At 61.9% G+C, this 20,022-nt stretch carries 23 protein-coding genes; 18 read left to right on the top strand and 5 right to left on the bottom strand.

The features are described from left to right. Positions 1-90 precede the first annotated feature (90 nt). The 12 genes from VFI82_08005 to VFI82_07950 all read left to right on the top strand — a co-directional run bounded on the left by VFI82_08005 (position 91) and on the right by VFI82_07950 (position 8,119). A complete protein-coding gene (locus tag VFI82_08005) occupies positions 91-906 on the top strand; it encodes a DUF169 domain-containing protein (GenBank protein HET7184615.1) in 816 nt (271 codons plus the stop codon). Further along, on the top strand, positions 903-1,580 hold the full coding sequence (locus tag VFI82_08000; protein HET7184614.1) for a peroxiredoxin-like family protein: 678 nt from the start codon (positions 903-905) through the stop codon (positions 1,578-1,580). Before VFI82_08005 ends, VFI82_08000 begins: the two co-directional genes overlap by 4 nt. 118 nt (positions 1,581-1,698) lie before the next feature. Next, on the top strand, positions 1,699-1,950 hold the full coding sequence (gene rpsP, locus VFI82_07995) for a 30S ribosomal protein S16 (GenBank protein ID HET7184613.1): 252 nt from the start codon (positions 1,699-1,701) through the stop codon (positions 1,948-1,950). 30 nt (positions 1,951-1,980) lie between these two features. Beyond that, positions 1,981-2,259, top strand: coding sequence for a KH domain-containing protein (locus VFI82_07990; GenBank protein ID HET7184612.1), 279 nt, complete (start codon positions 1,981-1,983; stop codon positions 2,257-2,259). Then, positions 2,256-2,843 (top strand): ribosome maturation factor RimM, encoded by a 588-nt coding sequence (gene rimM / locus VFI82_07985; protein ID HET7184611.1) that lies wholly within the window; start codon positions 2,256-2,258, stop codon positions 2,841-2,843. Before VFI82_07990 ends, rimM begins: the two co-directional genes overlap by 4 nt. 100 nt (positions 2,844-2,943) lie before the next feature. After that, entirely contained in the window at positions 2,944-3,801 is an 858-nt protein-coding gene (trmD, locus tag VFI82_07980) for a tRNA (guanosine(37)-N1)-methyltransferase TrmD (protein ID HET7184610.1), read from the top strand. A gap of 137 nt (positions 3,802-3,938) precedes the next feature. Continuing rightward, positions 3,939-4,286: a 50S ribosomal protein L19 gene (gene rplS, locus VFI82_07975; protein ID HET7184609.1), complete on the top strand. Its 348-nt coding sequence runs from the start codon at positions 3,939-3,941 to the stop codon at positions 4,284-4,286. A gap of 99 nt (positions 4,287-4,385) precedes the next feature. Continuing rightward, positions 4,386-5,123, top strand: coding sequence for a ribonuclease HII (locus VFI82_07970; protein ID HET7184608.1), 738 nt, complete (start codon positions 4,386-4,388; stop codon positions 5,121-5,123). A gap of 155 nt (positions 5,124-5,278) precedes the next feature. After that, entirely contained in the window at positions 5,279-5,857 is a 579-nt protein-coding gene (locus VFI82_07965; GenBank protein HET7184607.1) for a hypothetical protein, read from the top strand. A gap of 18 nt (positions 5,858-5,875) precedes the next feature. After that, the gene (locus tag VFI82_07960; GenBank protein ID HET7184606.1) at positions 5,876-6,310 is read left to right on the top strand and encodes a GntR family transcriptional regulator; all 435 of its coding nucleotides are present in this window, start codon (positions 5,876-5,878) and stop codon (positions 6,308-6,310) included. A 4-nt stretch (positions 6,311-6,314) separates the two neighbouring features. Continuing rightward, the gene (locus VFI82_07955) at positions 6,315-7,190 is read left to right on the top strand and encodes an ABC transporter ATP-binding protein (GenBank protein ID HET7184605.1); all 876 of its coding nucleotides are present in this window, start codon (positions 6,315-6,317) and stop codon (positions 7,188-7,190) included. Further along, positions 7,187-8,119, top strand: coding sequence for an ABC transporter permease (locus VFI82_07950; GenBank protein ID HET7184604.1), 933 nt, complete (start codon positions 7,187-7,189; stop codon positions 8,117-8,119). Before VFI82_07955 ends, VFI82_07950 begins: the two co-directional genes overlap by 4 nt. Positions 8,120-8,148: 29 nt before the next feature. Here VFI82_07950 and VFI82_07945 read toward each other — a convergent pair whose 3' ends face one another. After that, the gene (locus VFI82_07945; protein HET7184603.1) at positions 8,149-8,805 is read right to left on the bottom strand and encodes a hypothetical protein; all 657 of its coding nucleotides are present in this window, start codon (positions 8,803-8,805) and stop codon (positions 8,149-8,151) included. Between the two features lie 72 nt (positions 8,806-8,877). On the opposite strand from VFI82_07945, the gene VFI82_07940 reads away from it, so the two are divergent. Continuing rightward, positions 8,878-9,624, top strand: a complete 747-nt coding sequence (locus tag VFI82_07940) for a PIG-L family deacetylase (protein ID HET7184602.1) — start codon at positions 8,878-8,880, stop codon at positions 9,622-9,624. A 45-nt stretch (positions 9,625-9,669) separates the two neighbouring features. On the opposite strand, the gene VFI82_07935 is transcribed toward VFI82_07940, so the two are convergent. Further along, complete coding sequence (locus tag VFI82_07935; GenBank protein ID HET7184601.1) at positions 9,670-11,625, bottom strand: M61 family peptidase; 1,956 nt, start codon at positions 11,623-11,625, stop codon at positions 9,670-9,672. A gap of 127 nt (positions 11,626-11,752) precedes the next feature. Here VFI82_07935 and tmk point away from each other — a divergent pair, with 127 nt between their 5' ends. The 3 genes from tmk (at position 11,753) to VFI82_07920 (ending at position 14,257) form a co-directional block, all read left to right on the top strand. Further along, complete coding sequence (tmk, locus tag VFI82_07930) at positions 11,753-12,439, top strand: dTMP kinase (protein ID HET7184600.1); 687 nt, start codon at positions 11,753-11,755, stop codon at positions 12,437-12,439. Positions 12,440-12,505: 66 nt separating this feature from the next. Beyond that, positions 12,506-13,627, top strand: coding sequence for a DNA polymerase III subunit (locus VFI82_07925; GenBank protein ID HET7184599.1), 1,122 nt, complete (start codon positions 12,506-12,508; stop codon positions 13,625-13,627). 276 nt (positions 13,628-13,903) lie between these two features. Further along, positions 13,904-14,257, top strand: coding sequence for an RNA chaperone Hfq (locus VFI82_07920; protein ID HET7184598.1), 354 nt, complete (start codon positions 13,904-13,906; stop codon positions 14,255-14,257). Positions 14,258-14,369: 112 nt separating this feature from the next. Here the strand turns inward: VFI82_07920 and VFI82_07915 are convergent, their stop codons facing one another. Further along, positions 14,370-14,999: a malonic semialdehyde reductase gene (locus tag VFI82_07915; GenBank protein HET7184597.1), complete on the bottom strand. Its 630-nt coding sequence runs from the start codon at positions 14,997-14,999 to the stop codon at positions 14,370-14,372. 200 nt (positions 15,000-15,199) lie between these two features. Further along, a complete protein-coding gene (dcd, locus tag VFI82_07910; GenBank protein ID HET7184596.1) occupies positions 15,200-15,763 on the bottom strand; it encodes a dCTP deaminase in 564 nt (187 codons plus the stop codon). Positions 15,764-16,122: 359 nt separating this feature from the next. On the opposite strand from dcd, the gene VFI82_07905 reads away from it, so the two are divergent. Next, positions 16,123-16,392: an HU family DNA-binding protein gene (locus VFI82_07905; GenBank protein ID HET7184595.1), complete on the top strand. Its 270-nt coding sequence runs from the start codon at positions 16,123-16,125 to the stop codon at positions 16,390-16,392. Between the two features lie 89 nt (positions 16,393-16,481). After that, positions 16,482-17,474 (top strand): site-2 protease family protein, encoded by a 993-nt coding sequence (locus VFI82_07900; protein HET7184594.1) that lies wholly within the window; start codon positions 16,482-16,484, stop codon positions 17,472-17,474. Between the two features lie 18 nt (positions 17,475-17,492). Here VFI82_07900 and priA read toward each other — a convergent pair whose 3' ends face one another. Further along, the gene (gene priA, locus VFI82_07895; protein ID HET7184593.1) at positions 17,493-20,006 is read right to left on the bottom strand and encodes a primosomal protein N'; all 2,514 of its coding nucleotides are present in this window, start codon (positions 20,004-20,006) and stop codon (positions 17,493-17,495) included. Between the last annotated feature and the right edge of the window lie 16 nt (positions 20,007-20,022).

The raw sequence follows: 20,022 nt of genomic DNA, 5'->3' as shown, positions 1-20,022 counted from the left end.
CCTTGGCCCGCGAGAAATCTGCTGTTGCCTTGCGCCTGCCCCGCCGCTGATTCATACTGGCCCGCTCATTTCATCGACAACGGTGCCGTCATGCCTACTAATACCGCCGCTCCCGCTGCAACCCTGAAGAAACTGGACGATGCCATCTCCCGCTACGTCCGTCCCGACACCTTTCCGCTCGCCATTCGCATGATCAAGCCCGGCGAAGAACTTCCGCCGGACATCAAGGTCCCCAGCCGCGACCTCGGTGAGCAATGGATCGTCTGCCAGTCCATTGGCGTCGCGCGCCGCTATGGCTGGGGCATCGCCGTCGGCAAGAAAGACGTCATCTGCCCGCTCGCTGCTATCGCCTTCGGGTTTCGCAAACCCAATGACGAGTACCTGAAAGGCTTCGCGGCGGTTGGGATGTATTGCAAGGACGAACAGGCGGCCACCAACCTCGAAGCGAGCGCGTGGAAATTCCAGCCCGGCGACTACGAGCACCTCTGCGTCGCGCCCCTGAACCGGGCGAAATTCGAGCCCCATGTCATCGCCATCTACGCCAACAGCGCGCAGGTGCTGCGCCTGGTTCACGCCACCCTGTACAAGCGCGGCGGTCGCGTCGCAAGCACTTCGGGGGGCCGCCTCGATTGCGCCGAAATCGTCATCCAGACCATGACCACCAACGAGCCCAAGGTCATCCTCCCCTGCACCGGGGACCGCGTCTTCGGCATGGCCCAGGACACCGAGATGGTGTTCGCCTTTCCTTTCGCCTGGTCGGAAGAGATCATGGAAGGCCTGGAAGGCACGCACAAGGGCGGCATCCGTTTCCCCATCACCGTCGCCATGCGCGAAACCGTGCACATGCCTCCGACCTACCGGGAACTGATGAAAAAACTCGAAGACCGCGACGCCAACAAGCCATGAAGTGGCGCAGCCTTGAAGAAGCCCAATCCGGACTCGGTCACGCGACCCTGAAAGCAGCGCTCGACGAGCGCCGCGAACTGATGGAGAAATACGTTCCTGCCGCTTCGCTCGCCGTCAATCGCCGCTCCGTGGACGAACTGCGCGCCTCCGGAATCGCGGACCGCATCCTGCCGGTCGGGTCCGCAGCTCCCGGCTTCGAACTGCCGGACCACGACGGCAAACTCTTCGCCTCCGGCTCCGGTCCCCTGGTCATCGTCTTTCTGCGCGGGCGTTGGTGCCCGTTCTGTGTTGCCACTGCGGAAGCCTGGAATGAAGCCCTGCCCCAGGTGCTCGCCGCCGGAGCGGCCGTGGTCGCCATCTCGCCGCAAACCGTGCACCAGTCCTACCTCATGCGCGACCAGCACAAGCTTGCCTTTCCCCTGCTCAGCGATGCCGGCAACGCGGTCGCCCGGCAATTCGGACTGGCGTATCGAGTTCCCGATTACCAGCAGGAGATGTACAGCAAGACCTTCGTCAACCTGCCGTTCATCAACGGTGAGCCAAGCTGGGAATTGCCCCTGCCCGCCACCTTCGTTTTGCGGGATCATGAAGTAGTTTTTGCCGCCGCGGATCCGGACTATACGATCCGAATCGAACCGGCAGATGTTTTGTCCGCCTTGCGCCGCGCGCCTTGAGCCCGGTTTCTGTTTATCGTTGCCAATCCTCACACCTTCCGCAATAATAAGGGTTTGTCTTGCTCCTTCGGTAATCCGCAGGAACCCAACCAGCAGGAAAGGATGTTTCTCTGTGTTAATGATCCGACTGGCGCGCGTGGGCGCGCGTAAGCAACCTTACTATCGCGTGGTGGTGATCGAGAAAGAGCGGGCGCGCAATGGGCGCTCGGTGGAAGTGGTCGGCACTTACAACCCGCGGACCGCTCCGGCCAGCGTCAATCTTAAGCGTGAACGCATTGACCACTGGGTCAGCAAGGGCGCCAAGATGTCGGAGACGGTCGCCCGTTTGGTCGCCAAGTACCCCGCCGCCGCGACTTCCCCGGCAGCGTGATCGATGTACTGAGCTACTGAGTTAGTGATTATGGCGAGCGATCCATCCACCGCCGGCACTGAGCAGCCCGCACCCGATCTGCGTGCGCTGATCGAGGAAATCGCCAAGTCGCTCGTGGATACTCCCGGCGAGGTCTCCGTCGAATCCTTCGATGAAGACGGCGCCACCGTGCTTGAGCTGCGCGTCGCCCCCGGCGACCTCGGCAAAGTGATCGGCAAACAGGGCCGCACGGCGCGCGCTTTTCGCAACATCCTGGGCGCCGCCGGCAGCAAACTGGACCGCCGTTTCGAGCTGGAGATCCTGGAATAGCGGACGAGTTCATCACCATCGCCCGCCTCATCAAGCCGCAAGGCCGGCTTGGCGAAGTCGCCGCCGATATTCTCACCGATTTTCCTGAACGCTTCGCCGAGCGCACGCACGTCTTTGCTCTCGACGACAGCGGCGCGCGGCGGGAACTGCAGGTCGAGGCCTTCTGGCCGCACAAGCAGCGGCTGGTGCTCAAGTTCAAGGGTGTCGATTCCATCGACGATGCCGAGGCGCTGGTCGGCTGCGAAATTCAGGTTCCCCGTGCCGAGCGCACGGCGCTCGAAGCGGGCTCGGCCTATGTCGGCGACCTCGTTGGCTGCGAAGTCTTCGTCAGCGGCGCCGCAGTGGGCGGGCAAGCGCGTCTTATCGGCGCCGTTGCTGACGTTCAGTTCGGGGCCGGTGAAGCGCCGCTTCTCGTCGTTCGTCAGGACCAGCGCGAGTTCTTGATCCCCCTGGCGCAGGAATATCTCCGTAAGCTTGCGCCGGAGGCCCGGCGAATCGAGATGGAGCTGCCCGAGGGCATGCTCGACCTGGACGCTCCGCTATCGCAGGAAGAAAAAAACGCGCAGAAAAAAACAAATGGGTAGGGCACGGCTTCAGCCGTGCCGCCCGGAGCCGTCGCATTAGTGAGGGCTTCAGCCCCTGAGGGAAAGATAATTTCTAATCGCTAATGGCCAAAAGTTGCTTATGATTTTCGACCTCATCACCATCTTCCCGGACTTCTTCCGCGGCCCGCTCGACTATGGCATCGTGCGGCGGGCGCGCGAGTCCGGCCTGGTGGAGATCAACATCCACGACTTGCGCACCTTCACCAAGGACAAGCACCGCAGCGTGGACGACCGGCCCTTCGGCGGCGGTGAGGGCATGGTCCTCAAGCCGGAACCGATCTTCGACTGCCTCGATTTCCTGCGCGTCTCACCGCGGGCGGAACGTGTGTGGCACGGCTCTTCGACCAGTGTCCCCGTCCCGCGCGAGTCCGTCGTGCTGCTCTCCGCTCAGGGCGAGCTCTTCAACCAGCGCATCGCCGCCGAGATGTCGCAACTCGACCGCCTCTTCCTCATCTGCGGTCGCTACGAAGGCGTTGACGAGCGTGTCAGCGAATTCCTCGCCGACCGCGAAATTTCCGTAGGCGATTTCATCCTCAGCGGTGGAGAGCTTCCGGCCGCGCTCATCGTTGACGCCATCACTCGCCTCATTCCGGGCGCCCTGGGCAACGAAGCCTCCGCGCGGACTGAATCGTTCGGCACGGAACAAGTCAGCTTTCGCCTGCCCCTCGATGCCGAGGGCAAGCGCATTCCCGATTCCACCATCAGCGCCGGCGGCCTGCTCGACTACCCGCACTACACTCGCCCTGCCGATTTTCGCGGCATGGCGGTTCCCGAGCCGCTGGCCTCCGGCGACCACGAAGCCATCCGCCGCTGGCGGCGAACCAAGGCCCTGGAGAAAACCTTGCGCAACCGCCCCGAATTGCTCGACCAGGCCGAACTCAGCAAGGAAGACCGCAAGATTCTCGAAGGGCTGAAGGCGCAAGGTTCAAGGAGCTAGACTCGGCGTGATGGGCTTGCAAATTACCAAATTACCCGATTCCTGAATGACTAATCCCCCGCTCAAGGGCGCCCGTACTAGCCTCATTCCCTTGTGCCTGCTATATTTAAAATTCGATTCTACGAAGGAAAAGTGTCATGTCCACCTCACCTGTATTGCAGAAGCTGATTGCCAAGGCGCAGCGCACCGACCTGCCGGCCTTCGCTCCCGGCGACACCATCCGCGTTCACGTTAAAATCAAGGAAGGCGACAAAGAGCGTTTGCAGGCCTTTGAAGGCGTGGTCATTTCGCGTAGCCGCGGCGCCCATCCCAGCTTCACTGTCCGCAAGATCAGCTTCGGTCACGGCGTCGAGCGCATTTTCCCGCTCAACTCCAAGGTCATCGATAAGATTGAGGTGCTGCGCTCGTCGCGCGTGCGCCGCTCCAAGCTGTATTTCCTGCGCGCCCGTCGCGGCAAAGCTGCCCGCCTGCGCGAAGCCGAATAATTTTCCGCCACCGATCGCTGCGCATTCACGCGGATCAGGAAGAACCCAAGCTTCTGATCCGTAGACATCCGTGATGATCCGTGGTTTAGTTTCGTTTCTGTGCCCCGCCTGCTGAAACCCGCCGACCAGATCTCCGCCTCTACGGCAAAGATGCGCCTGCTCAAACGCCTGAAGTGCACCCTGAAATTTGAAAAGCAGGCATGGACCGTTGGCGCCAGGCTTGTCGCCGGCGTGGACGAGGTCGGCCGCGGCGCCTTCTTCGGCCCGGTGGTCGCCGGCGCGGTCATCCTCGATCCCGGCTACCGCATCCGCGGCCTGCGTGACTCCAAGCTCTTGCCCGCCCCTCGCCGCGAAGTGCTCGCCCAGCGCATCAAGGAGCACAGCATCGCCTGGTCGGTCGCTGCCGTGGATGCCGCCCGCATCGACCAGATCAACATCTACCACGCTTCGCTGCTGGCCATGGTAGAAGCCATTTCGCAACTGGATCCTCGTCCCGACCACCTGCTGCTCGACGCCGTCCGCGTGCAATACGACTGCCCGCAGACCAAGATCATCCACGGCGACGCGCTCTCCGCCTCCATCGCCGCCGCTTCCATCATTGCCAAGGTCCATCGCGACGAGCTCGTCTCCCGCTGGGCGCCCGTCTTTCCCGCCTACGATCTCGCCTCCAACAAGGGTTACCGCAGCCCAAAGCACGTAGCCAGCCTGCGCAAGTTCGGACCGTCTCCACTGCACCGGCAGTCCTTCGCGCCGGTTTGGATGTCCCAGCATCCGCAGGAAGTGTTGGAATTCATGCTGTCGGAACAAGCCGGCTCGATCGAGAAACAAGACAACTAACCAGGAGAAATCATGCTGAGTGGACTGCTATTGCCGACTCCCGGAGATTGTGCTTGACATCATCCTAGTGTTATAGTTAACTATAACAGTATAGCAGATTGGCTCCGCTTCTTCAGCGACTTACCGATTATGCGAGCCCTGCTGGGAGAAGAAACATGAATTCCCTTCGCTTCTTGCTGTCTCTTATCCTGTTGTCGCTTTGCACCATGACTTTCGCTCAGTCTGACGCGCACACCTCCGTCGCCAAACCCGCTCCGTCCGACGCGCAAAAGTCTTTCGACAAGCTGAAAACAGTGGCGGGTTCGTGGGTGGGCCAATTGACAACTTTCCCGCAGGAACCCACTGTAGAAGGCAAGTTCGCGCAGTTTTCGCTGCGCGTGACTTCCATGGGCAATGCGCTCGTGCACGAGATATCGGTCTCCGGAAGACCCGACCATCCTCTCACCATGTTTTATCTGGACGGGGACCGCCTTCTCCTGACTCATTACTGTGACGCCGGCAACCGCCCGCGCATGGTCGGCAAGGTTTCGCCGGACGGCAAGACGCTGGAATTTGATTTTCTGGATCTCGCCGGCCCCAATCAGTACGGACATATGCATCATGCCGTGTTCACCTTCATTGACGCCAACCACCACATCGAGGAATGGACCTGGATGGGACCCGGCGAAAAACCGACCCGCGCGCGTTTCGACCTGCAGCGGACAAATTTTGGGAGCAGTACCTCTGGCAACTGAGATGACCTGGAAGAGCTGATGGACCGCGAGTGGAACGACAGTCAGCCGATCTACCGCCAGCTCCGCGACCGTGTCGTCGCCATGATCCTGGACGGAGTGCTCATGGAAGGCGATCCGCTGCCTTCCGTGCGCACTGTCGCTGCCGAATACCGGGTCAACCCCCTCACCGTCCTGAAAGGCTATCAGCAGTTGGTGGACGAGGGGTTGGTGGAAACCAGGCGCGGACGCGGCATGTTCATCAATGCCGGCGCGCGCAATCTGTTGCTGGCGGGCGAGCGGCAGAGGTTTCTTGGCGAAGAATGGCCAAGGATCTTCGCCACCATTCAGCGGCTCGGCCTGAAAGCGGAACAACTGCTCGACGGCGCAAACCCTGAGCCGTCATCGGATGCGTCGGCTTCGCAGACCGACGCATCCGGCCCGCTCAAACCGAATCCGCCGGCGAAGGAGCGCTGAAGCTATGGTATGCATCGAAGCGCGCGGCCTGCGCAAGACTTTCGGCACGACCCTCGCACTGGACGGCATCGATTTGCGAGTGGAAGAGGGCCGCATTCTCGGACTCATCGGTCCCAACGGCGCCGGCAAGACCACCGCGCTCAACGCGATTCTCGGCCTCATCCCGTACCAGGGAGAACTGAAGGTTCTCGGGCGCAATCCCTGGACGGCGCGCGATCAGCTCATGCGCGATGTCTGCTTCATTTCCGACGTCGCCGTGCTGCCGCGCTGGATCAGCGTTTCGCAGGCCCTCGATTACGTCGCCTCCGTGCATCCGCGGTTCGATCGCGGCAAGGCGGCAGCCTTTCTGGACCGAACCGACATTCGGCGTGGCAGCAGGGTCAGAGAATTGTCCAAGGGCATGGTGACCCAGCTGCACCTCGCTCTCGTCATGGCCATCGACGCCAGGTTGCTGGTGCTGGACGAGCCCACCCTCGGCTTGGACATCCTGTTTCGCAAGCAGTTTTACGATTCCCTGCTGCACGATTACTTCGATCGCACCCGCACTATCGTTGTGGCTACCCACCAGGTGGAAGAGATCCAGCATGTCCTTACCGATGTCATGTTCATCCATCGCGGGCGCATCGTCTTGACGCGCAGCATGGACGAGGTGGATGCGCGGTACCGGGAAGTGCTGGTGCATCCCGAAAAGCTGGGCGCGGCGCGGGCGCTCAAACCCATGCACGAGCGGCAGAGCCTCGGGCGCAACATCCTGCTGTTCGACGCTGTCGATCACCAGCAACTCGCCGCGCTGGGCGATGTGCGGACGCCCAGCATCGCCGACTTGTTCGTTGCCGTGATGGGCAATCAGGCAGCAGCAACACAAGGAGCGCATGTATGAATACCGAATCCAGTGCCGTGCCCGAGTCCTTCGACTCGCAGCAAGTCGCGCCCGTGGTCATCTCCGCCACCCGGCCCTTGTACTGGTCGGTGCGACGCGAATTGTGGGAAAACCGTTCGATCTACGTCGCGCCGCCGGCCGTCGCCGCGGTTTTTCTGCTCGGCTTCCTGATCAGCATGTTTTTTCTGCCGTCCAGGATGCGCGCCGCGGCAGCCCTCGGCCCCATGGAGCAGCACAAGTTGATCGCGCAGCCGTACCTGATCGCCGCCGGCCTGTTAATGCTGACCACGCTTGTCGTCGGGGTGTTCTACTCCCTCGACGCGCTTTACGGAGAACGGCGCGATCGCAGCATCCTGTTTTGGAAGTCGATGCCGGTTTCCGATCTCACGGCAGTGATCTCGAAGGCGATCACCCCAGTCGTGATCCTCCCGCTGGTCTCCTTCGCGACCACGGTTGTCATGCAGTGGATCATGCTGCTCGTGAGCACGGCAGTTTTGGCGGGGAGCGGTCTGAGTGTCTCGGTTCTGTGGAGCCATGCCTCGCTGTTCCAGACGTGGCCGATGCTGTTCTACCACTTCCTGACGGCTCATGGACTCTGGTACGCGCCACTCTACGCCTGGCTGCTGCTGGTGTCAGCGTGGGCACGGCGCGCCCCATTCTTATGGGCCGCGTTGCCGCTGGTCGCGATTGGAGCCGTCGAGAGGATTGCCTTCAATACTTCGCATTTCTTCACACTGCTTCAGGAACGCATGCTCGGTGGGGGTGGGGGAGGCGATAATATCTTGACCGGCATCCTTTCAATGGATCCGCTGATGCACTTCACTCCCGGTCAGTTCCTGATCAGCCCGGGTCTATGGATCGGTCTGGCAATCGCTGTAGCATTCCTCGCCGCAGCGGCCCGCTTGCGCCAGTACCGGGAACCAATCTGATCTGCTTCAGGGTAATCGGACGTTGTCAGCTAGCCTAGATCAAGGTGGAACTTGCACAGCCGTTCTCCTTGCGGCGTCAGCACTTCCAGCACGATGCGGTCTTCTATCGGCACCCGGGGCAGCTGGAATGAGGCGCGGTAGATGCGCTCGTCATAGGGAACGTCGGAGGGAACACCGATCAGCGCCACTTCGTCGGGCTCGACCACCGTCTGCTGCAGCCCGTGGAAGATCTTCAACCGGAAGCGCAGGCCGAGCAGGTAATCGTTCAGCGCCAGGCCGGCTTGTATCGGGAACGGTTCAATGTCCGATACGTGCGTCCTTGTGCCCACGCTGATGCGGAAATCGATGTGCCTGGGGAAAAACCGGACCGGCCGCCCGCTCGCGTCCAGCAGCAGTTCCTTGTCGGCGTGGGTCTCGCGACGCCAGCCTTCGAAATGCGGGTTCTCGGCCGAAGCCATCACCGTCAGCACCGACCTCCACGGCTGCACCGCGAATGTCTCGCTGCCCAACGGAATCCGCGCGCGATATACGAAGACAACGGGGCTTGCGGGTGTGCTTGGTCCGGAGGCGCCGCCGGCCACGGCCAGGCACAACACCATCCCGGCCAGCGCGCTGAAGCGTAATTCAGGGCTGCGCAGCACGACTTTTTCCAGGTAAGCCGCTTTCTGTGCAACTGCCAACGGCACGCCACATCTAAGGTGCCGAGCGGAGCGGCTGCTTTTCTGTGATGCGAAAAAACGCCCCTGCGTGCCGGTTCCATGCGCCGATTATTGTGTGTCACTGCTCATCCTGATGATGAGGCTGGAAGCTTCGGTGGCTCCCTGCTGCTCTACCGCGAGCGCGGCGTCGAAACCCACGTCATTTGCCTGACCCCGGGCCAGGCCGCCACCCACCGTGGCAATACCCGCTCCGACGCGGACCTCGCCGCCCAGCGCCGACTTGAGTTCGCTGCCTCCTGCCGCATTCTCAACGTGACTGGTTGTGAGGTCCTCGACTACCCGGATGGCGCCCTTGACCGCACCGACTTCTACCGCGTCGTGGAAGACCTGGTGCTTCGCATACGGACCATGCGGCCACAGGTAATCCTGACCTACGGTCCCGAAGGTGCGGTGACCGCCCACCCTGATCATTCGATGGCCGGCATATTTACGACCATGGCTTTTGAATGGGCAGGCCGGAGCAACCGTTTCGAGGAACAACTCACCAACGGCATTACACTGCATCAGGCACAGAAGCTTTATTACGGTACTGCGCTGTTCACGCTACCCGGTCGCCAGCCGATCGCCCCTGCTCCCGTTACCACCACCATCACGATTGGGCCCGATCGCCTGGCCAGGAAAATCTCTGCTTTCAAGGCCCACAGCAGTCAGGCCCCGCTGTTTTCCCTCTTCGAAAGCAACGTCGCCAGGCGCGCCCATGAGGAGCACTTTCACCTCGCCGCCCGCTCCACCCCCAGCGTTATCTCCCCCGAAACGGATTTGTTCGAAGGCGTCGAAGAGGATTAGTAGCGATCCACCAACGACTCCTAACCGCTAACTACTAGCTCCTAGCTACTTGTTCCCCCGCGGCTTGATCATGTCTCCCAGCAAATCCGTTTTCGACGTGTCCCGCACCAGGTGCGGGTAGCGGTCGCCGTCGTGATAATTCACCGCACACGTCTTGTAGTATTCCGAGTTCTCCACCAGCAGGTTAATCGGCGCTGAACCATTCTTCGCCGCCTTGATCGCGTCATGCAGCACCTCGTCGGAATACTTGCGTCCATTCACCGCCACCACCGTCATTCCCGGCATGATGCCTGCCTGGTAAGCCGGGCTGAGGAAGACCGAATCGCCCACGCGCCCGTTTCGGTTCAGCATGATTCCCAACGAATAGCGGAAGTCGGCGCCGTGCCCGATCGACTCCTGCGTGCGCTGCAGGTCGTTGGGCGTGTCGGTATACACCAATCGCCACCCGCTCGCCTCCAGGCCGGCCATCGACAAGTTCGGCCCCACGTAGTCCACTCGCTCCAGCAATAACTTGCGCCAGTCGTTCGATACGACCTGGTTGAGCGCGGATACCACGTCGTCCAGCGTGTAAGGCATAACGTGCGGCGCCACGTTCAGAGGATTGTCCGGCGGCCCATAAAATATTTTGGCGAAATCATCGATCGATTTCTGGTTGTTCGTCAGTCGCCGGATGGTCGTGTCTACTTCCATCCAGATGAGCACGCTTTCATCGTAGAAATCGACTCCGCGCCGCCAATTCGACCACTGCGATGGAGACTCGTAAAGCACCTGCGCCGCCACCGCCGTGTCCGACAGCGGCCGCCACTGACGTCCCACACGATGCGCCTCCTCCGCCGCCAGTATTGCCACGTTGTCACGGAAATCGTCCGCCGACCAGATGCCGCTGCGCGCCGCCAGCAGCTTCCCGAAATACTGCGTCAATCCCTCGTACACCCACAGCAGATCGTCTTTCATGGGCTGCGCGTAGTCAGGCGTGCTCAGCCCCGCCGGCCGCCGGTACTTCCCGTTCCACGAGTGCGTGTACTCATGCGCCAGCAGATCGCCAAATGCCACCCGCCGCAGGTTATCGTCGATCAACGCCCGCTCCGACGTCCGGCTGTCATTCGACTCATGATGTTCCAGCCCGAAGTGCGCCACGTGATCGCTCAACGACAACAGGAAGTGATAATCCCGGTAGTGCCGCGCCCCGAACAGTGTCCCCGCTTCCACCACCAGGTTGCGCATCTTGGCCTGCACGTCGCCGCTGATGTCGATTGCTGCGGCGCTGTCGGCGGCCACATCCAGCTCCGCCGGACGCGCTTCTCCGGCCGGTGACAGCGGAATCGCGCGGAAGTATTCCCCGCTGATCACCGGGGAATCCACCAGCGTGGTCAACGCCACGGGCTGAAAGGAGATCGCTTCCCCTTGTGGCCCGGCCGCTCGCGGCGGTGTCTCGGATTGTGGCAGTGCCGTCCCGTACTTCCACCCCGTCGGCAATTTCAACGACGCCTGGTACATGAGTTGGTCGCTGGTGAACCCCGCCGGATACAGCAACAGCTGGTTCCAGCTGATCACCGTCAGCTTATCGGTCGCGCTCGCCGCCGACGAGAATGCGCCCTCGCCCGCCGTCGGCGAGGTGTAGTCCATGGCGATCTCCAGTTGTTTCACCCCTGCCGGTATCGTCAGGTGATACGCGAAGATGTCTACGTCGTCGCGTCGCCACGTCAGCGTCTGCCCCCCGGCGGTGAACCTCAGGCCCACGTTGTCCTGGATCGGACCGCTCGGCATGTGCTCCCCGGGAATCCACTTCGGATACAGCAGCGTCAGCGGACCCGGGGTCACTGCCATCGTCATCCGCGAGTGAAACAGCTTTTGCGCCGCCTGGCTCGCGTCCACCGCCACTCGGATGGTGCCCGGCGGGTTGGGCGTCGCCGCATCCGCCCGCCTCTGTGCTGTTGTTTCCAGGGAAAGTGTAAGAACAAGAACGACGAGAGCAAACAATTGAAGACGCACGATGCGCATGTCACCCCGATTAGGATCAAATCGCGGAAGATCGTGAGGGAAATTTCCGATTTTCAATTGCAAATGACAAATTCCCGAGACCCCCACGCCGCAAGAGTGTAGCAGCCCCGATGATATGATGTCGCCCGTGAGCGCCCGCGCGCGAGGCCGGTTCATCACCTTCGAAGGGCTTGACGGTTGCGGTAAGAGCACGCAGCTTCACCGTCTCGCCGAGGTCCTGCGCGCCGAAGGCGTCGAGGTCATCGAAACCCGCGAGCCCGGCGGCACCACCATCGGCGAGCGCATCCGTTCCATCGTGCTTGACTCCGCCACCTCCGGCCTTTTTCCCAGGGCCGAACTTGCGCTGTTGTTCGCCTCCCGCTCGCAGCACGTGTATGAACTCATTCTTCCCGCCATTCAATCCGGAAAGTGGGTGCTCTGCGACCGCTTCACCGATTCTTCCGAAGCCTACCAGGGCGGCGGACGAGAACTCGGCAGCGAAGTCGTCCTCACCCTTCACCGGGTAACCTGCGGCAATCTTCAGCCGGACTTGACTGTGCTCATGGATTCCGAGGTCGCCTCCAGCGTCGCCCGCGCGCGCCGCCGTAACCTCGCCAGGGTGGCCACGACGCAGGGTGGCGATGCCGACGAGAACCGCTTCGAGCAGGAAAACCAGGCCTTCTTCACCCGCGTCCACAACGCTTATCTCGCCATCGCCAGGCGCGAGCCGAACCGCGTGTTCATGGTCGATGCCCGCCGCCAGCTTGACCTCGTGCATCGCGACATCGTGGACGCCGTCCGCCAACGCTTCCTGGGCGCCGCCAAAAGCGCCTAGTTCCAGGTCCGCCGTTCGCAATGGATTGACCTTTCACGTTCAACCGCACAACGTGAAACTTGAAACTTGAAAGGTGAAACCTTTATCGTCTTGCGCATGCCCTTCTCCTCCTTTCACGGCAATCGCGACGTGCTTGACCGCCTCCGCGGCATGCTGGCCCGCGATCGCTTTCCTCATGCCGTGATCCTTGCCGGGCCCGAAGGCTCCGGCAAGTACACTCTCGCGCAGATGCTCGCCAAGGCGATGAACTGCCTGTCGCCTCCCCCCGGCGAACTCGCGGACTTCTGCGGCGCCTGCAAGAACTGCCTCCGCATCGCTGAGGCCGACGACCTTGAAGCCCGCTGTACCGCCGCCGTCGAAGCCCGCGAAACTCTCCGCGAGACCGACAAGAAGGACACGCGCATCTTCGTCCAGACTCATCCCGACGTGCTCATCATCCCGCCGGACCCACCGCAGATGATGATCAAGGTGGACCAGGTCCGCCACGTCATCCACGAAATCTATTTCCGCCCGGCCGAAGGACGCCGCCGCGTTTCTATTTTCACCCGCGCTGCCTTCATGAAAGAGGCCGCCAATTCGCTGCTCAAGGTCCTGGAAGAACCGCCCGATTTCGCCACGCTGTTCCTGCTCGCGGAAAACCCCGGCCAGCTTTTGCCCACCATCCGCTCGCGCTGCGTCACCTTCCAACTCGCCCCGCTCGACGCTGCGGAAATCGAGCGCGACCTCGCCTCTTTCCACCCTGAGTGGAAGCCGCCGCAGCGGGCGCTGGTCGCCAGGCTGTCCGAAGGCGCTGTCGGACGCGCCCGCTCCTTCGACCTCGCCGCTTACATCGCCGCGCGCCAGGACGCCCTGCTGCTGCTCACCTCGGCGGTTAACGCCGACGACCACAGTACTCTGTTCCGCGTCACCGAAACCTACCGCGCCGGCGCCGAAGGCCGCGACAAGACCGATCACCTTCTCCGCACCCTTTATTCCCTGCTTGAAGACTTGCTGTTCGTGAAGTCCGGCACGCCCGAGCTGGTGCGCAACACCGATATCGCCGCCGAACTCAAGCGCTTGGCCGCAGCCATCGATTTCCCCTGGATCGCGGCCGCCGCGCAGCGGATCGGCGAGGTCGAATCCGGCATGCGCCGCAACCTTCTCCGCTCGCTCTCCCTGGATGCCATGGTCGCCTCCTTGGAAAAGTAGGCAGGAACCAGCGGTTAAGCCCTGCGCTCGCACCTTGCGCCTGGTTGCGCCTTCTGCCTTGCGCCTTGAGCCTGGGGCCTGCCTGTGATAGGTTAGGGGCCAAGTTCATCCCTGTTTATTACGCAATAACTCCCGCCTCACGACGATTTTTACTGTGTGGCGTATTGCCGGGAGAGCCGCGCCGGGGCAAATCCGGCCCCTGCAGCAGTCGCTGCTTTGGCCGTCGGGGAGCCGAATCGTATGAAGGAAATGGATTCCGCCGCAGTCGGAAGAGCGATGGAACCCGCTGAGGGTTTCGCCAACCGCAAGCTGATCCGGCCGACACTGAGCCGCAATGAAAACCGCTCCGACGGCGACCGTCGCGACCGTCCCGAGCGCCCTGAGCGCATTTCGGGCGGCAAGAAAATTCCCCCCGCGGAGCAGACTCACGCCGAAAACTTTTATTATCAGAAGCAAATGCAGTCCAAGACGCCGATGGTGATCGTGCTCCAGGACGGCGACTCCATGCACGGCATCATCGAGTGGTACGACAAGAGCTGCATCAAGATTGTCCGCAACGGCCAGCCCAACGTCCTGATCTACAAAGCCGCCATCAAGTACATGTTCAAGGCCAGTGAGGAACGGCGCTAGTTCAACTTCGGCAGGCGTCCTTTTCGCCTCCTTCGTCGATCGTCAGAAATAAATCGTGGGCCCCCGGCGACCTCGCCGGCGCTGCACCTTCACCCCGCCGAAATTGCGGCCTTCACAGGATGGTGCAGGCTTCCTGGAACTCCAGCCGCGGGCTGCGCGGGAACAACTTCGAAGGATCGCCGTAACCCAGGTTGCACAAGAAGTTTGATTTCACATGACCGGCGGGGAAAAATTCCTGCCCGCAGTCCTCGCACTTGCCGGCGGCGAAGAACTCTTCGTCCAGCTTCGCGTTATCGAACCCCGACATGGGACCGCAGTCGAGACCGAGGGCGCGCGCCGCGATGATCAGGTAAGCTCCCTGCAAAGATGAGTTGCGCTGGGCGGTGGTCTCGATCAGCTGCGGGTTTTTCGCGAAGACGTCGCGCATGCCCGGACTATGCGGGAACAGTTTCCCCAGCTTCTCGTAAAACCGTAAGTCGTAGGCGATGATCACGGTCACCGGCGCGGTCATCGTCTTCTCCACGTTACCCGCCGCCAGCGCCGGCCGCAGCCTTTCCTTCGCCGCTTGCGACCGCAGGAAAACAAATCGCGCCGGGCTGCTGTTCGCGCTTGTCGGCCCGAATTTCACCGCGTCGTACAACTCGTGCAGCAGCTTCTCCGGCACCGGTTTCGGAAGCCAGGAGGTGTGCGTTCGCCCCTTCCGAAACAGCAAGTCCAGCACCTCCTCGTTCACTCGGTCCATGGCTGTCCCTCCGCTACTTGTAAAGCGCATTGGATGACTGCCATTCCGCAATCGGCTCGGGGCCTGAGCATCGGTACTTTCACAATCGGCAGGAGTAATAACTTGCGGCAGCGGTGTTTACCCCTCCCCCTCAACGACGACTTAGGGCGCAAGATCAAATGAGGCAGTGACTTGCGTGCTATTGGGCGGTTCCAGGTAACCTATTTCCTCACGGTAGGAAGCACGATGCCCTTCTGCGCCTGGTACTTGCCTTTGCGATCGGCATAGCTGGTCTCGCAAGGCTCGTCGGACTGGAAAAACAGGATCTGGCACAGGCCTTCGTTGGCGTAGATTTTCGCCGGCAGCGGCGTGGTATTGGAGATCTCCAGCGTCACGAAGCCTTCCCACTCGGGCTCAAAGGGAGTCACGTTCACGATGATTCCGCAGCGCGCGTACGTGCTCTTTCCCACGCAAATCGTGAGCACGTCGCGGGGAATCTTGAAGTACTCCACCGAGCGCGCCAGCGCAAACGAGTTCGGCGGAATGATGGCGCATTCCGACTGCACCGCCACGAATGAGCGCTCGTCGAAGTTCTTGGGATCCACCATGACCGCGTTGATGTTGGTGAAGATCTTGAACTCATCGGCCACACGCAGGTCATAGCCGTAACTGGAAAGGCCATAGGAGATAACGCCGCTGGCGACCTGCTTCTCGGCAAAGGGATTAATCATGTCGCGTTCCTGCGCCATGCGGCGGATCCAGCGATCGCTCTTGATGCCAGCCATGCTTCTCCTGATGGTCAGTTCCGGGTCGTGAGTTGCGATCGACGTTGCAGAGGACATGCGGACAGCACCTCATTGGATTCAGTTTCGCTTGCCTGGGGCTCTTGGGATTCGCGATTGGTTCCAAGAAGATTCGCAAGAATTACCCCGGCCGACAAGTCGGGGTTGGGCTTGTGGTGTGAAGAATCTGTGGAAGACGCCGAAATCTGTGGAGAATCGATTCGCGAGGCCGGGACACGGCACCCGGACCCGGGGTTTCCGCCCCGCCACGGGCCCCCCCGGGTCGGGGCACTTCAGTATTCATTGACTTTCGGCGCTTGTGTCTTTAGCATCAACAGCTTAACGCAATTCTGGAGCGCGCGGTGATTAAGCTCGATATCATCAACGAAGTGGTCAACAAGACGGGTATCACTAAGACCAAGGCGGAACTGGCGGTGGAAACCGTCTTTGACAGCATGAAAAAGGCGTTGTCGCAGGGCGACCGCATTGAACTGCGCGGCTTCGGCGTCTTCAACGTGCGTCCCCGCAAGACCGGCATTGGCCGCAACCCGCGTACCGGCGCCGAGGTCAACATTCCTCCCGGCAAGGCGGTGCGCTTCAAGCCCGGCAAGGAACTGCAGTCGATTGACTGACTAGTTCCTAGTTTCTGGTTTCTAGTTTCTAGAGAGCCGGAACCGCTTGCGTATTTAATTGCACACTAGAAACCAGAAACCCGAAGCTGATGTCTGACCCGATTCCTCCAGCCTCTTCGACCTACGACCTTCGGCCCCTCGAAGTGTTCATGGTGCAGGAGCGCCCGCGGCGGCGGTATTGGCTGCACGGACTGCTGCTGCTGGCGACCATCTTCACCACGCTGGTGGTCGGCGCGCGGCTGGAATTCAACTTCCTCCACGATCTGCCGGCGTTCTCCCTCGATGACAGCACGCTGCCCTTGTTCCCGCTTCGCTGGGTGGTTACCGAGCCATCACGATTGTTGCTCGGTGTGCCGTTCGCGGGCACGCTGCTGCTGATCCTGCTGTCGCATGAGATGGGCCATTATCTCTATTGCATGCGTTACGGCGTAAACGCCACGCTGCCCTTCTTCATTCCGGCACCGACGTTGATCGGGACCCTGGGCGCGTTCATCCGCATCAAGTCGCCTATCCGTTCCCGCGAGGCGCTGTTCGATATCGGCGTTGCCGGACCGATTGCCGGATTCGTTGTCGCTTTCATTACCCTGGTGGCGGCGCTCGGCCTTTCCAAGCCGCTGCCGCCGGGTATGCCCAGCTCCGACATCGTCGTCGGCTATCCGCTCGTCTTCCACCTGGCGCACCGGCTGCTGGGAATGCTGGGCGTGGGCCCGGGAAAGATTCCGCTGCCGATGGCGTACCTGCATCCCACCGCGATCGCCGCCTGGGTGGGAATGTTTGCCACCGCGTTGAACCTGTTGCCCGGCGGTCAACTGGATGGCGGCCACATGGTGTACGCGCTCTCGCCCCGCCTGCACAAACACGTGTCGCGGCTCACGGTGGGCATTCTGCTGCCCATGGGATTCTTTCTCTGGGCAGGATGGTTCGTGTGGGCGCTGCTGCTGACCCTCAGCGGAGTTCGCCACCCGGTAGTACCGGCCTGGCCGGGACTGCGCGCCAATCGAAAATTGCTGGCGCTGATGGCGCTGGCGATGCTGATCCTGACCTTCGTACCGGAGCCGCTGAAGGGAGCGGCGTTTCGGTAATCAGCCTTCCGACAAATGCTAAAGCAATGACAACGCATCAACGTCAACGATGACGTTGGTGCGCGGGATTTTTTGCGACACGGCGTGCGCCAGCATCGACCGCAGCAAAGCGTTCATCCTGGCGCGGCTCGAGGATTTCAGCACGAAGTGATAGCGGTATTCCGTTTTCAAACGTGAGAGCGGCGCCGCGGCCGGACCGAGCGCGCGAATTCCCTCGGGCGGCGTCTTCTCCAGCCAGTTCCCCAGCATGCCCGCCCACTTCAGCGCGTCTTCCAAGCGATTGCTGCGCACCAGCACGTTGGCGAGCGCGCTGAACGGCGGATAGCGCATCCAGTTCCGGTAGCGGACTTCCTTGTCATAAAAGGCCAGGTAGTCATGCTGCGCGGCGAACTGGACCGCGTAGTGATCGGGAAAGTAGGTTTGGAGAATGACCTTGCCGGGAGCGCTGCCGCGGCCGGCGCGTCCGGCAACTTGCGCCAGCAACTGGAAGGTGCGCTCGGCGGCGCGGAAATCGGGAAAGGCGAGCGCGGCGTCGGCGCCGACCACGCCGACCAGGGTGACGCCGTGAATGTCGTGGCCCTTGGCGATCATCTGCGTGCCGACGACGATGTCGAGTTCACCGGCATCGAGGGCGGAAAGGACGCGCTCGAAGTCGTCGCGCCCGCGCACGGTGTCGCGGTCGAGGCGTGCGATGCGCGCCTGCGGGAACATGCCGTGGAGCTGCTCTTCGAGCTTTTCCGATCCGGAACCGAAAAACTGCACGTACTCGCTGCCGCACTTGGGACAGGTCTGCGGCACGCCGCGCGTGTAGCCGCAGTAGTGACACTCGAGCACGCGGCGGCGCTTGTGGTGAGTCATGGCGATGGCGCAGTTTTTGCACTGCAGCGTATCGCCGCAGGCGCGGCAGAGTACGAAGGCCGAGTAGCCGCGGCGATTGAGCAGCAGCATGACCTGTTCATTGCGACTCAGGCGCTGGCCGATCTCGGACGCGAGCTTGCGCGAGATGAGTTGGTCGCGGCCGGTCTCGCGGAATTCCTCGCGCATGTCGAGGATCTCGATTTCCGGCATGGGGCGGCGCTCGACGCGGTCCGGCAGTTCGACGAGCGCGTACTTGCCCTCGCGAGCGTTGTAGTAGGACTCCAGCGACGGCGTAGCGGAGCCGAGCACGATGGCGGCGCCGGCCATCTTGGCGCGCATGATGGCCACGTCGCGGGCATGATAGCGTGGCGTTTCCTCTTGCTTGTAGGAGCTGTCGTGCTCTTCGTCCACGACGATGAGGGCGAGATCGCCGACCGGCGCGAAGACGGCGGAGCGCGTGCCGACAACGATGCGCGCATCGCCGCGCCGAATGCGGTGCCACTGCTCGGCGCGCTCGGCGTCGCTCAACCCGGAATGCAGAATGGCGACCTCTTCGCCGAAGACCTGGTGCAAGTGCGCGGCGGCGGCGGGCGTAAGGCCGATCTCGGGAACCAAAAGGATCGCCGCGCGGCCCGATTTCAGGACCTGCTGCATGGCAGCGAGGTAGACCGCCGTTTTGCCGGAGCCGGTTACACCATGCAGCAAGGCTACAGAAAACTTCTTCGTGGAAGCAGCGGCGTTGATGTGCTCGAGCGCAGACTTCTGCTTGGCGTTGAAGATGAAGTCGATGCCATGCCCCTTCAACGTCGAAACGCGGAATTCCGCCGGCTGGTTTTCGATCATGACCAGGCCACGCTTGACCAACGACGCCAGCGTGGTACGCGGAATGGGAAGTTCGTGGAGTTGTTCGACGGCGATTTTCCCGCCGGCAGCCCCTATTGCGTGGAGCAGCGCGTTCTGGTTGGCATTGAGGGCGCGGCCCTTAGTGGCCTCGGCGCAGCGGGGTTCCCGGGATTCGTTCAGCACCGCGATGCGCACGGTGCGTACCGCATCGCGAACCGCGGACAAGTCCACGCGTTCGATCCATTTCTTGCGGACCAGCGCGTTCAGGGTGTCGCGCGAGGCGCGAGTGGCGGAACGGAGGGATTCCTCGCGCACGACGTCGCGGTCGAGAAGATGGTTGAGGACGGCAATTTGGATCTCCGTGTCGGTACCGTCCCTGCGGGACTCGGGCGGAAGATTTGCATCTTCCCCGGCACTCAGGTGCGGGGCTATGAACTCTCGTCGCTGCGGGACTCCCTTTGTGGCGGCGTTGTGCAAGACCTCCATTCCTCGCTCGGCAAGGCGATAGCCGCGGGCGCGGCGGAATTCGGCGCCGAGCGGGAGCATGGTACGAAAGACTTCGCCCAGCGGCGCGACATAGTAGTCGGCGATCCATCGGCCGAGTTTCAGAAGCTGTTGATCGAGAACCGGTGAGGAATCAAGAACGGTGAGAACGTTCTTGGCGGTGACCTTGGGCGGCGTGTCATGGAGGGCGACGACGATGCCCGGCAGGCGCTGCTCGCGGAAAGGAACGATGACGCGCCCGCCGATGACGGGCACGGCGCCGTTCAGCCGGTAGGTGAAGTTCGCCTCCAGCGGCACAGGCAGCGCGACGTCGCAGAAGGAAGGCATGGCGTGGGATTGAGTT

It is taken from the genome of Terriglobales bacterium (assembly GCA_035691485.1).
Lineage (GTDB): Bacteria > Acidobacteriota > Terriglobia > Terriglobales > Acidobacteriaceae > JAIQGF01.
Note: the sequence above shows the minus strand (reverse complement) of the source record. Positions and strands in the feature narration are given on the sequence as shown.

Excerpts from the sequence above, each read along its gene's own strand:
- rpsP (HET7184613.1), top strand. The coding sequence starts at position 1,699 with ATGATCCGACTGGCGCGCGTGGGCGCGCGTAAGCAACCTTACTATCGC.
- VFI82_08005 (HET7184615.1), top strand. The coding sequence starts at position 91 with ATGCCTACTAATACCGCCGCTCCCGCTGCAACCCTGAAGAAACTGGAC.
- rplS (HET7184609.1), top strand. The coding sequence starts at position 3,939 with ATGTCCACCTCACCTGTATTGCAGAAGCTGATTGCCAAGGCGCAGCGC.
- VFI82_07940 (HET7184602.1), top strand. The coding sequence starts at position 8,878 with ATGCGCCGATTATTGTGTGTCACTGCTCATCCTGATGATGAGGCTGGA.
- VFI82_07920 (HET7184598.1), top strand. The coding sequence starts at position 13,904 with ATGGAACCCGCTGAGGGTTTCGCCAACCGCAAGCTGATCCGGCCGACA.
- VFI82_07960 (HET7184606.1), top strand. The coding sequence starts at position 5,876 with ATGGACCGCGAGTGGAACGACAGTCAGCCGATCTACCGCCAGCTCCGC.
- VFI82_07955 (HET7184605.1), top strand. The coding sequence starts at position 6,315 with ATGGTATGCATCGAAGCGCGCGGCCTGCGCAAGACTTTCGGCACGACC.
- VFI82_08000 (HET7184614.1), top strand. The coding sequence starts at position 903 with ATGAAGTGGCGCAGCCTTGAAGAAGCCCAATCCGGACTCGGTCACGCG.
- VFI82_07990 (HET7184612.1), top strand. The coding sequence starts at position 1,981 with ATGGCGAGCGATCCATCCACCGCCGGCACTGAGCAGCCCGCACCCGAT.
- priA (HET7184593.1), bottom strand. The coding sequence starts at position 20,006 with ATGCCTTCCTTCTGCGACGTCGCGCTGCCTGTGCCGCTGGAGGCGAAC.
- VFI82_07950 (HET7184604.1), top strand. The coding sequence starts at position 7,187 with ATGAATACCGAATCCAGTGCCGTGCCCGAGTCCTTCGACTCGCAGCAA.
- VFI82_07915 (HET7184597.1), bottom strand. The coding sequence starts at position 14,999 with ATGGACCGAGTGAACGAGGAGGTGCTGGACTTGCTGTTTCGGAAGGGG.
- VFI82_07935 (HET7184601.1), bottom strand. The coding sequence starts at position 11,625 with ATGCGCATCGTGCGTCTTCAATTGTTTGCTCTCGTCGTTCTTGTTCTT.
- VFI82_07900 (HET7184594.1), top strand. The coding sequence starts at position 16,482 with ATGTCTGACCCGATTCCTCCAGCCTCTTCGACCTACGACCTTCGGCCC.
- dcd (HET7184596.1), bottom strand. The coding sequence starts at position 15,763 with ATGGCTGGCATCAAGAGCGATCGCTGGATCCGCCGCATGGCGCAGGAA.
- trmD (HET7184610.1), top strand. The coding sequence starts at position 2,944 with ATGATTTTCGACCTCATCACCATCTTCCCGGACTTCTTCCGCGGCCCG.
- VFI82_07965 (HET7184607.1), top strand. The coding sequence starts at position 5,279 with ATGAATTCCCTTCGCTTCTTGCTGTCTCTTATCCTGTTGTCGCTTTGC.